The 12,892-nt window shown below is 67.0% G+C and carries 10 protein-coding genes; 3 read left to right on the forward strand and 7 right to left on the reverse strand.

Going from position 1 to position 12,892, the window contains the following annotated elements:
* Positions 1-6: 6 nt before the first annotated feature.
* From AC07OZ_RS08180 to AC07OZ_RS08190, 3 genes are all read right to left on the reverse strand, one after another.
* On the reverse strand, positions 7-615 hold the full coding sequence (locus AC07OZ_RS08180) for a PEP-CTERM sorting domain-containing protein (RefSeq protein WP_495466668.1): 609 nt from the start codon (positions 613-615) through the stop codon (positions 7-9).
* Between the two features lie 264 nt (positions 616-879).
* The gene (locus AC07OZ_RS08185; protein ID WP_495466669.1) at positions 880-1,329 is read right to left on the reverse strand and encodes a YybH family protein; all 450 of its coding nucleotides are present in this window, start codon (positions 1,327-1,329) and stop codon (positions 880-882) included.
* A gap of 98 nt (positions 1,330-1,427) precedes the next feature.
* Positions 1,428-1,790, reverse strand: coding sequence for a hypothetical protein (locus AC07OZ_RS08190; RefSeq protein WP_495466670.1), 363 nt, complete (start codon positions 1,788-1,790; stop codon positions 1,428-1,430).
* 235 nt (positions 1,791-2,025) lie between these two features.
* On the opposite strand from AC07OZ_RS08190, the gene AC07OZ_RS08195 reads away from it, so the two are divergent.
* The gene (locus tag AC07OZ_RS08195; protein WP_495466671.1) at positions 2,026-2,514 is read left to right on the forward strand and encodes a hypothetical protein; all 489 of its coding nucleotides are present in this window, start codon (positions 2,026-2,028) and stop codon (positions 2,512-2,514) included.
* Between the two features lie 119 nt (positions 2,515-2,633).
* Here AC07OZ_RS08195 and AC07OZ_RS08200 read toward each other — a convergent pair whose 3' ends face one another.
* The 4 genes from AC07OZ_RS08200 to AC07OZ_RS08215 form a co-directional block, all read right to left on the reverse strand.
* Complete coding sequence (locus AC07OZ_RS08200) at positions 2,634-4,706, reverse strand: acetoacetate--CoA ligase (protein WP_495466672.1); 2,073 nt, start codon at positions 4,704-4,706, stop codon at positions 2,634-2,636.
* A gap of 146 nt (positions 4,707-4,852) precedes the next feature.
* Positions 4,853-6,745 (reverse strand): ABC transporter substrate-binding protein, encoded by a 1,893-nt coding sequence (locus tag AC07OZ_RS08205; protein ID WP_495466673.1) that lies wholly within the window; start codon positions 6,743-6,745, stop codon positions 4,853-4,855.
* A gap of 39 nt (positions 6,746-6,784) precedes the next feature.
* Entirely contained in the window at positions 6,785-8,665 is a 1,881-nt protein-coding gene (locus tag AC07OZ_RS08210) for an ABC transporter substrate-binding protein (RefSeq protein ID WP_495466674.1), read from the reverse strand.
* A gap of 16 nt (positions 8,666-8,681) precedes the next feature.
* Positions 8,682-10,577, reverse strand: a complete 1,896-nt coding sequence (locus AC07OZ_RS08215; protein ID WP_495466675.1) for an ABC transporter substrate-binding protein — start codon at positions 10,575-10,577, stop codon at positions 8,682-8,684.
* A gap of 323 nt (positions 10,578-10,900) precedes the next feature.
* Here AC07OZ_RS08215 and AC07OZ_RS08220 point away from each other — a divergent pair, with 323 nt between their 5' ends.
* Positions 10,901-11,839 (forward strand): ABC transporter permease, encoded by a 939-nt coding sequence (locus AC07OZ_RS08220; RefSeq protein WP_067280828.1) that lies wholly within the window; start codon positions 10,901-10,903, stop codon positions 11,837-11,839.
* On the forward strand, positions 11,836-12,888 hold the full coding sequence (locus AC07OZ_RS08225; RefSeq protein ID WP_495466676.1) for an ABC transporter permease: 1,053 nt from the start codon (positions 11,836-11,838) through the stop codon (positions 12,886-12,888). The genes AC07OZ_RS08220 and AC07OZ_RS08225 overlap by 4 nt, the downstream gene beginning before the upstream one ends.
* Positions 12,889-12,892 lie beyond the last annotated feature (4 nt).

Here is a 12,892-nt window from a genome sequence, read left to right on the forward strand (position 1 = left end):
GGCTCCTCAGGCGGCGGCGTTGATGGACGACGAGGTCTTGCGGCGACGGATCACCAGCGCGGCGACGGCGAGGCCGCCCAGCGCGAGCGCGCCCGAGGCCGGTTCCGGCACGGCGGAGAAGGTCAGGTCGTCCATGACGAAGAAGGCCGGATCGTTGCTGCGGAACACGAGGCGGTCGACGAGGCCGGCGTAGCCGCTGCCCAGGAACGCGGGGCTGTCGCTCAGGTTGAGCAGCGAGGTCGACGCGACGAGCGAGCCGGCGAAGTACAGGTCGATCGCGACATTGACGCCGTCGAAGCCGGCGAACCACGCGCCCTGGAAGGTGCTGGGCGTGAGGAAGCCGATGGCGCTGGTGGCGCTGCTGCCGTCGAAGCCGAGCGTGGCGCGACGGTCGCCGGAATGCGGCGTGTACGGGGCCTGCTCGCCGCCGTACTGGAACCAGGAGCTGGCGGACCAGTCGAGGCCGGCGTAATCGGCGGGGACCAGGCCGTCGTCGGTCAGGTCGTCGAAGGTGACGACGGTGGCGGACGCGAACGGCGCGGCGATGGCCAGCACCAGCGGCAGGCAGGCGCGCGTGATGGCGGCGGACAGGGAGCGGGCGAAGGGCTTGCGCATGGGGACTCCAGGGAGGTCGGGCGGACGGGAAGCGCCGCGACCGTGCGTCGATCTGCCCGAGGGGTCAGGTCTTGACGCTGCGGTCGCGGTGGGACGGGGCGGATGTTCAGAGGGCGGGGTGACAGACCGGTGAACGGTCGGTGTCATCGGCAGGCCTGGAACTTGCCCGCGGGGCCGTCGTCCCTGGAAGCGGGGGCGCGTCGCGGGAGCGACGCGAGGGCGTCATGTAACGCTGGCGCGCAGCCTTCAGACGCAAGCGAGGTCCTAGGCGGTCCGCTGGATCACGCCCTTCATGTCCTCGCCAGCCAACGGCGTCGACGTGTGCTCATGGACGATCTTCCAGGCGCCGTCGCGGCGCAGCAGCGTCCAGCTGATGCGGTTGTCCATCGTGAACCTGGTTTCGCCATCCGCCACGAGTTCATAGCGCACGAAGGCGTGCAAGGCCGCCATGTCGCCGCTCGCATGCACATGCGGATCGTCGAAGACCACGCGGTTGGCGCCGTCCGCCGCCATCTTGAACCAGCGCTCGACGGCCGCGCGCCATTGGGCCTCGCCGTCGTAGGACCACTGGTCCCAGCAGTCGTAGATCTGCGCGTCCGGCGCGTACAGCGCCAGCAGCGCGTCGACGTCCTTGGCCAGCGCTGCGGCCTGATAGGCGCTCAGCAACGCCAGCACCTCCTGGCCGACGGCCGTGTCGTTCGCTCGTGTCGTCATGCGTCTCTCCCGCTGGAAGGTTGAAGTCGAAGGGCAAGGGTCCCTCCTTCCTCACGACGATCGGAACACTGCCGTTTCGACACGGCGCCGCGCCATCCTCAAGGCGTCATCGCCAGGAAAGGAAGCGCACCGATCGCGGAGATCACCATGGACAGCAGCATCAGGCCCAGGAAGGCCATGATCGGCCGCGCTCTTTCGCCTTCCGGTCGGCTGCTGTAGAGGTAGATCGGCACCACCAGCAAGGTCGCGGCCAGGATGCCGCCGCCCATCAGCGTGCCGCCGAAGAAACGCCGCTGGATGGAGTCGCGCCGGTACCAGGCGTAGACCACCACCATGGAAGCAAAGGTCAGCGGGATCTCGATCAGTCCCAACCGGGCGTGGTGAAGCTCGCGGTAGCCCGACACACAGCCGCTCAGCAGCGACAGCAGGGCCAGGGCGATCAAGGTGCGTTTCAGGGTCACGGCGTGTCGATGTCGAGGTCGGAAGAGATCGACTGTAGCGGTGACCGACGATGGATCACATCCAACCTGCCGGGGCGCTCTCTGCCAATAGCCGTGATGAGTATGAACGGGAGGACTGACCTCCCTAAATCAGTTCCCCCATCGAGTCCGCACTTTGGAGGAAAGACGCAAGCTCTTCACTTGCCGAAACTGCAGGCATCGAGTCACGGAACCCTCCGACGAAAGCGAGCGAACAATGAGCGTGAAATTCAAGAACGATCGCACTGATGCCGAGATCGCGACGACGTCGCTGCCTGTTCAACGAACTCACTCGAGCGAGGCAGAATTCGACGCGCTGATGCAAGCGTTGCGGCACCCCCATGTGGCCTTTGGCGCAGCAGCCGACGCCGACCTCATCGCCCGATGCGCGATGGAAGACTGGGACGCCTCGGCGGGGGCAATGAAGGAAGTCCTGAAGCACCAGAGGCTTTCACCTTCGGATGCATTGGCCATGCTGCACCTGACCGGAGAGTTCTTGAGGCGCCATCGGATTCGCCTTGAAGGCACGCCTTGGCTCTGCACGTTCCAGACTGACGAAGGATCTTGGGCGCGATATGACGTACATACCTCGCTGGACTACGAGGATGCCAACACCTGGGACAAACGACTCGACGACGTCCTCCGAAGTCACCGCCTGGATCGCGATTCGTTCTACCTTCGTCTGACCGATGGTGGCCCCTGCTGATGGCTTGTCCACGCAGATTCCTGGAGCTCGTCCCAACTGATGACCGATTGCGAAGAGGTCACTTCGCCGCCTCTTACCCCCAACGTCTCACACGTTGAAAGATGGCGTCGGGGCGCGGACTAAGCGCGGTCCTGGGCAAACCGCTGATACCAAGCCACCGCATCCGCATTCGCCATTGCGTCGCGCTTCATCACCTGCTCCGCCGACGCGCCGAGCAGCAGCTTCTTGATCGGCAGCTCCATCTTCTTGCCCGACAGCGTGCGCGGGATCGCCTCGACCTGGTGGATCTCGTCCGGCACGTGCCGCGCCGACAGCGCCTTCTTGATCGAGGTCTTCAAGCGAAGCTGCAGCGCCTCGTCCAGCGGCAGGCCATCCCGGAGCTGCACGAACAGCAGCAGGCAGCTCGGCCGGCCGAGGTACTCCAGGTCCACGACCAGGCTGTCCAGCACCTCCGGATGCGTCTCCACCGCGCGGTACAGCTCCGACGTGCCCATCCGGATCCCGTGGCGGTTGATCGTGGCGTCCGAACGCCCGTAGATGATCCCGCCGCCCGACGGCGTGACGCGCAGCCAGTCACCATGGCGCCAGATGCCTTCGCCGTTGGGGCCGCGGTACATGTCGAAGTAGCTCGACAGGTAGCGCTCGTGATCCCGATCGCCCCAGAAGTACAGCGGCATCGACGGCATCGGCCGTGTGCAGACGAGTTCGCCGACCTCGTCGATCAGCGGCTTGCCCTGGCCGTCGGCATCCACCTCCGAGAACGCGTGCACCGCCGCGCCCAGGCTGCGCACCTGCATCTGGCCGCGCACCAGCGGCTCCGTGATCAGCCCTGTGAGGAAGGCCCCGGCGAAGTCCGTGCCGCCGCTGATGATGCAGATCCAGATCGGCTGACCGTCGGGCTTCGGGCAGTTCGCCCAGATCCAGTCGTAGCTCTCGTCCGCCAGCGGACTGCCCGTGCTGCCGATCGCGCGCAGGCGGCTCAGGTCGCCGTGCTTCAGGGGCTCGACGCCGGCCTTCAGGCAGCTCGCGTAGAACGCGGCACCGGCGCCGAAGAAGGTCGCGCCCGACAGCGCCACGAAGCGCCACAAGGTGCTCCAGTCCGGCGCGTCCTTCGGTCCGGCCGGGCTGCCATCGAAGAGGCAGATCGTCGTGCCGCCCATCAAGGCGCCGACCTGGCAGTTCCACATGATCCAGCCCGTCGAGCTGTACCAGTGGAAGCGGTCGCCTGTCTCCGCGGACGCGCCGACGTTGTTGTGGATGGAGCCCTTGAGCATCTCCAGCAGCACGCCGCCGTGCCCGTGCACGATGGGCTTCGGCAGGCCCGTGGTGCCGCTGGAGTAGACGATCCACAACGGATGGTCGAAGGGCACCGCCTCCGGCGCGTGCGACCGCGTGTTGGCGATCAGCGTGTCCCAGCGATGGGCGCCGCGTTTCGTCTTCGTCACACCCTCAGCACCCGCAGTGCCCCCCGCATCGGCGGCGGATGCTGCCAGCGGCGACGGATCGATCTGAGGATCCAGATTGCCGAGCAGCACCACGTCCGTCACCGTCGGCAGTTCGTCGAGCAGTTGGCCGAGCATTCCCATCCGGTCGATGTCCTGCCCCGCGTAGCGAACGCCGTCGGCGGCGATGAGCAGCTTCGGTTCGATCTGGCGGAAGCGGTCCAGCACCGCCACCGGCCCCATGTCCGGCGAGCACACCGACCACACCGCGCCCAGGCTCGCGACGGCGAGGAAAGCCACCGCCGTCGCCGGCACGTTGGGCAGGTAGGCAGCGACGCGATCGCCGCGTCGCACGCCGAGTTCATGCATCGAGGCCGCGAGCGCGCCGACCTGACGTTGCAGTTCGGGCCAGCGCATTTCGCCGAGTTCGCCGCGGGCGAGCATCGCCTCGTTGGCATGCACGATGGCCGGATGGCCAGCGGCCTCCGCGGCGTCGACATGGCGCAAGGCCTGCGCCGCGATGTTCAAGGTCGCGCCTTGGAACCAGACCGCGCCCGGCATGCGTTCCTCGCAGAGCGCCGCTTCGAACGGCGTCTCCGAGCGCAGGTCGAAATGGTCCCAGATGCTGCGCCAGAACGCGTCCAGCTCCGTCACCGACCAGCCCCACAGCGACGCGTAATCGTCGAAGACCAGGCCTCGCTGCTCGTGCAGGAAACGGCGGTAGTGATCGATCTGCGGCGTCGGGGGCATGCGGGACTCCTTGTCGAGTCTTGACGGTAGCCCAGATCCCTCGGGCTCGCCGTCACGCGTGTGACCGGTCCGGTCTGCCGTACTGCGACGGCCGCTGGCCCTCACCCCCGCCCTCTCCCGCAAGCGGGAGAGGGCGCAAGAAGGACTCAGCGCTTGGGCAGCTTGTCCGTCTCGATGTCGACGTAGGGCCAGAAGATCTGGTTGAAGAACGGCCGCCGGTAGCCCACCAGCCACGGCTGCGCGATGTCGGTGACGATGCGGTGCACGCGGAACTTCTGCGGCATGTAGGCCGTCAGCAGCTTCTGCGCCTCGCGCAGCAGCTCGGCGCGTTCGGGGCCGTCGGGCAGCACCATCATGCGGCGGTAGATCTCGTCGTAGCGCTCCAGCTTGAAGCGGCCCAGGTTCTGCCCGCCGGCCGCCGGCCCGTAGAGCAGCTCCAGCCCCAGCTGCGCGTCCGGCGTCGAGCTGTTGAAGCCCAGCTGCCAGATCATCAGCTGCCCCGCGCGCGCCGACTTCAGGTTCTCCGGCCACTGCGCCATGCGGATCCTGATCTGCACGCCCAGCTTGTCCATGTCGCGCTTCCACAGCTCGTCATACGGCTTGGAACGCGAATCCGGCGTCGACGCCACCTCCAGCACCAGCGGGCTGCCGTCGGGCTTGTCGCGCCAGCCGTCACCGTCCTTGTCGACATAGCCGTAGGTGTCGAGCAGCGCCTTGGCGCGCGCCAGGTCGAAGTCGCTGTTCTCGCTCTTGTAGTCCTCCTGGTAGCCCCAGGTCGCCGGCGCGATGACGGACTGCGCGGGCACCGCCTGGTGGCGGCGCGTCGTGGCGATCTCGGTCGGCACATCGGTCGCCAGCCCGATCGCGCGACGCAACGCGACCTTGTCCGCCGTGTAGCCGCCGACCGTCGGATCTTCCATGTTGAAGTAGTACATCGTGCGGTCGCTCGCCAGCACGCGGTACAGCTTCATCCCCTGCTTGTCGAGGTTGGGCGCCAGCTTGCCATGCGGGATCGCGATGTCCGCGTATTCCTCCGGCAGCAGGAAGAGCAGGTCGAACTCACGGTTCAGGTAGGACAGCCAGCGCGGCTGTCCGGCTTCGATGATGCTCACCTCGACGGCATCCACCATCGGCAGCTTGCGGCCCTTGAAGCGCGCCAGCATCTGCTCGCCTTCGGTGTCGCCGGGGTTGGGCTGCGCGTCGTAGAAGACGTCGCGATAGCCGGGGTTCTTCACCAGCCGGATCAGCGAGCCGCGCCGCCAGCGTTCCAGCATGAACGGCCCCGTGCCGACCGGGTGCTCCATCGTCTTGCCGGCGTAGGCCTCGATGACCTCGCGCGCCACCGCGCCGTAGGTGTCGCCGCCGGCGAGGTTGTAGATGAAGCGCGGCCGCGGCTCCGCCAGCTTGAACTGCAGCGTGTAGCGGTCCAGCGCGCGCACGCCTTCCACGGGTTTGTCGTAGTCGAAGGGCTTCTTCGTCTTCAGCGCCGCGACGCGCAATTCCTCCAAGCCGAGGATGCCCTCCTGCTTGAAGCTCGAGTACAACGGCCCCTTCGTCGCCGGGTCGTAGAAACGCTTGAGGCTGTAGACATAGTCCTCGGCGGTCAGCTCACGCCGCTTGCCCTTGAACGCCGGATCGTCGGCGAAGTAGATGCCGGGACGGATCCTGATCGTCCAGGTGCGGAAGTCCTCCGAGACCTCCGGCATCTCCGCCGCCGTGTTGGGCTTGAGCTTGAACGGCCGCGCGAGGTAGTCGTAGTTGTAGAGCGACTCGAAGATGTGGGCCGTGACGATGCGCGAGTAGAGGTCGCTCAATTGCGCGGGATCGAAACCCGTCTCCGCGACGAGGAAGGCGTAGCGGAGCACCTTCTCCTGCTTCGCCGGCGGCGCGTCCGGGGCCTTGGCGACCGGCGGCGGCGCGGCGACGGCCACCGTCGCCAGGGAGGCGAAGGTCGCGGACACCGCAATGGCGAGCGCCGCAGCGCCCTGCGTCAACGCGGCGGCCGCGCGGTGGAACGGAACGGGGCGGCGTGCACGCATGGGATGTCGGGACCTTGAAACGTCGGGGTCTACGGGGGCCTAGTGCTTGAACTTCGCGGCGGCGTCGGGATCGATGTCCACGTACTCCCACCAGTTCAGCCAGAACTGCGGACGACGGTAGCCGGTCAGCTGCGGCTGCGCGATGTCAGTGATGAAGCGGTGGCCGCGGTACTTGTAGGGCATGTACGCGGCCGCGTAGCGCTTGGTCTCGTCGAAGATCTTCAGGCGCTCCGGCCCGTCGGGCAGGTGCGAGGCTTCGTCGTAGAGCTTGTCGACCGCCGGCAGCCGGAATCGCGCGTAGTTCTGCGCGCCGATCTGGCCGCTGTACATGCGCGCCAGCGAGTCCTGCCCGTCGGGCTTGGATGCGGACGTCGCCAACGACCAGATCTGGTACTTCCCGGCGCGCAGCGACTTGAGGTTCTCCGGCCACTTCGCCGGCTTGAACACGATGCGCAGCCCCACGGCGTTGAGGTTCTTCTGCACGATCTCGTCGATCTGGCGCTGGAACTGCTCGGGCGTGGTCAGGCTCTCCAGCACCAGCGGACTGCCGTCGGGCTTCTCGCGCCAGCCGTCCCCATCCTTGTCGACGTAGCCGTAGAGGTCCAGCAAGGCCTTCGCACGCGCCGGATCGAAGGTGCTCATGTCGCTCTTGAACGTCGCGTCGTAGCCCGTGGTTCCCGGCATGTAGAGCGACTGGGCCTGCACCGCCTGGCCGCGGCGCACCAGGCTCAGCTCGCGCTGGACGTCCATCGCCAGCGAGACCGCGCGGCGCAGCGCGATCTTCTCCGGCGTGTAGCCGCCGACGACCGGGTCTTCCATGTTGAACACGGTGAACAGCACGTCCGACGCCACGGTCCGGTACGCGTGCTTGCCCTGCTTCTCGAGGTTGGGCGCGATCTTCCCGTTGGGCATCGCCTGATTGATGAAGTCCTCGGGCGTGCGATCGATGAAGTCGTACTCGCCGTTGAGGAAGGACAACCAGCGCGGCTGGTTCTCCTCGATCACGCCGATCTCGACGCGGTCGATCATCGGCAGGCGCCTGCCCTTGAAGCGCGCCTTCAGCGCCTGGCCCTCGGCATCGTCGGGCGCGGGATCCACTTCCTGGTCGTAGAAGCGCTCGCGGTAGATCGGATTGCGCTCCAGCACGATCAGCGAGCTGCGGCGCCAGTGCTTGAGCACGAACGGTCCGGTGCCGACCGGATGCGCCATCGAGTCGCCCGGATAGGCCTCGATGACCTCGCGGGCGACAGCGCCGTACAGGTCGCCCTGCGCGAAGACTTCCATCAATCGCGGCCGCGTCGCCTTCGACTTGAACTGCAGCGTGTAGCGGTCCAGCGCGCGCAGGCCCTCGATGGGCTTGTCGTAGTCGAAGGGCTTGCCGGACTTGCGCACCTGCGCGTGATACTCGTTGAGGCCGACCAGCTCGAGCTCCTCGACCTCGCTCCACGCCGGCGACGCCACCGCCGGATCGGCGAAGCGCTTGATCGAGTAGACGTAGTCCTCGGCGGTCAGCTCGCGCGGCTTCCCCTTGAAGGCCGGGTCATCGGCGAAGCGGATGCCCGGGCGCAGCGTCACCGTCCAGACCTTGAAGTCGTCGGAGGACTCGGGCATCGCTGCCGCGGTCAACGGCTTCATGCGCGCGGGACGTGCGAGCTGGTCGTAGGTGTAGAGCCCTTCGAACACGTGTGGCGTGATCGTGCGCGAGTAGATATCGCTGATCTTCGCGGGATCGAAGCCGGTCTCCGCGACGCGGAAGGCGTAGCGCAGGACCTTGGGCGTGACCCCCGACGAGGCGGCGCTTGCCGGCGCGCTCGCGCCGTCCGCCGCATGTCCGGCATGCAAGCCGGCCAGCGCCAGCGCGGACGCGAGGAGGGCCCCGCGCAGGATCGAAGGGAAGCGTCGGGCGCGGAGCATCGTCATGGGCGGCGGCGTGGCGTCAGTTCTTCTTCGCGTGAGCCTTGGCCAACGCGTCGGCGTCGATGTCGACGAACGTATAGAAGTCGCGCTGGTAGAGGTTCTTGTCGTAGCCGATCACCCAGGGCTGGGTGATGTCGGTGTAGATGCGGTGCACCTCGACCTTGTAGGGCATATAGGCCGTCAGCAGGCGCTGCGCGTCCTGCATGACCGCGACGCGCTCGGGGCCGTCGGCCATCGAGTGCTGCTTGCGGTACAGCGCGTTGAACTCGGGCAGGTCGAAGCGGGCCTTGTTCGACTGGCCCTTGCTGCCGCCGTAGGCCAGGCCGAGGAAGTTCTCGCCGTCGGGGATGTCCGCGCTCCAGCCCATGCCCCACATCTGGAGCTTGCCGGCATTGGCGGCCTTCAGGTTCTCCGGCCACTTGGCGATCCTGAACTTGATGCGCACCTTCAGCGCATCCATGTCCTTCTGCCAGAGCTCGACCAGCTGGCGGTTGCGGCCGTCGGGCTGCGTCGCGTACTCCAGCACCAGCGGGCTGCCGTCGGGCAGGTCGCGCCAGCCGTCGCCGTCCTTGTCGACGTAGCCGTACAGGTCCAGCAGCGCCTTGGCGCGGGCCGGGTCGTACTGGCTCATCTCCGTCTTGAAGGCCTTGTCGTAGCCGGTCACGCCCGGCGAGATGATCCCCTGCGCGGGGATCGCCTGGCCCTTGCGGGGCAGGCGCACCTGGCGCTCGACGTCGACGCCCAGCGAGATCGCGCGGCGCAGCGCGATCTTCTCGGGCGTGTAGCCGCCGACGACCGGGTCCTCCATGTTGAAGTAGGAGGCCGAGATGTCGGCGCGCTCGTAGCGGATCGCCCGCATGCCGTCCTTGGTCAGGTTGGGCGCGAGCTTGTTCTGCGGGATCGCCACCGGCGCGAAGTCCTCCGGCAGTTCATCCATGAAGTCGAATTCCTTGCGCAGGAACGCGAGCCAGCGCGGCTGGCTTTCCTCGATCACCGAGATCTCCACGCGATCGACCATCGGCAGCTTGCGGCCCTGCAGGCGCTTGACCGCTTCGATCAAAGCGGGCGGACGGTCGGCGCCGACTTCCTCGTGATAACGCACGTCGCGGAAGTTGGGGTTCTTCTCCAGCACCATGCGTGACGAGCGGCGCCACTCGGCCAGGCGCCACGCGCCGGTGCCGACGGGGTGCTCCATGATGCGGTCGCCGTAGAACTCGACGACCTCGCGCGCCATCAGGCCCACCATCGGATCGGCGAAGTGCATGAGGAAACGCGGATCGCTGTTGGCGACGCGGATCTCGACCGTGTAGCGGTCCAGCGCGCGCACGCCGTCGACCGGCCGCGCGTAGTCGAACGGCGTCTTGTTCTTCAGCGCCTCGGCGCGCACCTCGGACAGGCCGAGGATCTTCGCGCCTTCGAGCCGGTACAGATGGCCGCTCTTGTTGCGCGGGTCGTAGTGGCGCTTGACCGTGTAGACCAGGTCGTCGGCGACGAGCTCGCGCTTCTGGCCCTTGAACGCCGGATCGTCGTTGAAGTAGATGCCGGGCTTGATCTTGAAGACGAAGCGCTTGTAGTCGTCGAAGACCTCGGGCATGCCGTCGGTGATGTTGGGCTCGAGTCGGTACGGACGGCCCAGATAGCTGTAGCGCAGCGGCGCGTCGAAGATCGCCGCCGTGATGTTGCGCGAATACAGGTCGGTGACCTGCACCGGATCGAAGCCGGTCTCGGCCACGCGGATCGCGTAGCGCAGCACCTTGGGCGCGGGGGCCGTCGCCGCAGCGGTCGAGGGCGCATCGCCGGCGGCCCGGGCGCTCGACGGGATCGCCGTCAGGGCTGCCAGGATCGCCAGGGATGACGCGAGGGATGCCGAAAGTAAGAGCGCCTGGGATCGTGTCCCGGCCGTGCCGCGTCGCATCTGGATGCCGTCCTTGAATTCGAAAGCGCGCCAGTCTAGTGGGCGATGTCCGCGCCCGCCATGCCAACAACCCCGAGAGCTTGAAGGCCTGCCCAAGCAGGGGCGCATTGCGGATGAACACACCTGCTTCCACGAGGGTGCATCATCAGTTTTCTTCGATGGATTCAGGGCAAATGCCGGTGCGGGGGCGGCAGGCGCTCACGTAGACTCGCGCGTGGTTTTTCACCTGCAGGCCCCGGCCGTCACAAGCGTCCGGGGTTTGTCTTTATCGGTCGCCGCGTTCGACATCGGGCTCGGCGGCGCTTGCTTGGAGTCCCGCGCGTATGGCGGCCTATCTCATCAGGCGCCTGTGGCAAATGATCCCCACCTTGCTGGGTGTCGTGCTGCTGGTGTTCTTCCTCTTCAAATGGTTCGGCGGTGATCCCGCCGAAGTGCTGGGCGGCCTGAACGCCAGCCAGGACCAGATCGAGGCCATCCGCGATCAGCTCGGACTGAACAAGCCGGTGTGGGAACAGCTGCTGATCTTCCTGCAGCAGATCGTCACCTTCGACTGGGGCAAGAGCTGGGCCACCAACGAGTCCGTGGCCAACCTCTTCGCCACGCGCATGCCGGCCACGCTGACGGTGATGCTGCCGATCCTGGTGCTGGAAGTGATCCTCGCGATCCCGTTCGCGCTGGCCGTCGCCTACATGCGCGGCAGCCTGACGGACCGCGCGGTCATGATCCTCACGACGGTCGCGGTGTCGATCTCGCTGCTGGTCTACGTGATCGTGGCGCAGTACTTCTTCGCCTTCCGCCTGGGCTGGTTCCCGGTGCAGGGCTGGAGCGACTCGCTGTGGACCAACCTCACGACCTACGCGCCGCTGCCGGTGCTGGTCGCGGTGGCCGTCGCGCTGTCGCCGTACACGCGGCTGTACCGCACCTTCTTCCTCGACGAGATCGGCCACGAGTACGTCCGCACCGCGCGCGCCAAGGGCATGACCGAGAAGACCATCCTGCTCAAGCACGTGCTGCGCAACGCGATGATCCCGATCATGACCAACATCTCCGTGGCGCTGCCCGGCGTGTTCGTCGGCTCCTTCCTGCTGGAGGTCTTCTTCTCCATCCCGGGTCTGGGCCGCGAGATCCTGCTCGCGGTCAACCGCAACGACTATCCGGTGATCCAGGCCTTCGCGATCTACATCGCGGCGCTGACCATGGTGGTCAACCTGGTCACCGACCTTCTCTACAAGCTCGTCGATCCGCGGGTGGTCCTCAAATGAGCGCAGTGCTGCCCACCCCCACCGTGGCCGTGAAGCCCCAACGCTCGCGCGGCGTCTGGTACGCCTCGTGGCGGCGTCTGAAGTCCGACAAGCTCGGCATGTTCGCGATGGTCGTCGTCGCGCTGTCACTGCTGCTGGTGCTGGCCGCCGGCCTCGGCCTGATGGCCCGCGACTGGCAGAAGGAAACCGGCGTGCCCAACGCGCCGCCGACCTTCGTCGGTCCCGCACCGGCCGAGAGTGCCGGCGCCATCGTGCAACCCAAGGGTCCGAACGTCGACTTGAGCGACATCGATCCGCTCGCGCCCAAGTACGCCGAGTGGACCGAGAAGGCCAAGCAGTACAAGACCGACGAGGCGCCGCGCGCCGAGACGCTGCCCTTCGGCGGCGACCGCCTGGGCCGCGACGTGCTGGCCAAGGCGATCAAGGGCGCGGAGATCTCCATCATGGTCGGCGTGCTGGCCGCGCTGGTGGCCACGTTGATCGGCACCGTGCTGGGCGCGCTGTCGGGCTTCTACGGCGGCAAGGTCGGCGACTTCCTGGAGTGGGTCTACAACGTCTTCACGGCGATGCCCAACATCCTGCTGATCTTCGCCTTCGCGGTGGTCTTCGGACGCGGAGTGCTGCCGGTCGTGATGATCCTGGGCCTGGCGGGCTGGACCGGCATCTACCGGCTGGTGCGTGCCGAGTTCATGAAGCACTCGGTCCGCGAATACGTCCGCAGCGCCGAGGCCATCGGCGCGAGCAAGAGATCGCGCATGTTCAAGCACATCCTGCCCAACGTCTCGCACGTGGCGCTGGTGCAGCTCTCGCTGCACGTGGTGGGCTTCATCAAGAGCGAGGTCATCCTGTCCTACCTGGGCCTGGGCGTCAGCGTGGACCAGGTCTCCTGGGGCACGATGCTGGCCGAGGCGCAGAGCGAGCTGATCCTGGGCTACTGGTGGCAGCTGGCCGCGGTGACCGGCTTCATGGCGGTGTTCGTCACGGCGTTCGCCCTCTTCACGGATGCGCTGCGCGACGCGCTCGATCCCAAACTGCGCGGTCTGGAGTAACGCC

It is taken from the genome of Roseateles sp. GW821-FHT09G03 (genome assembly GCF_059416045.1).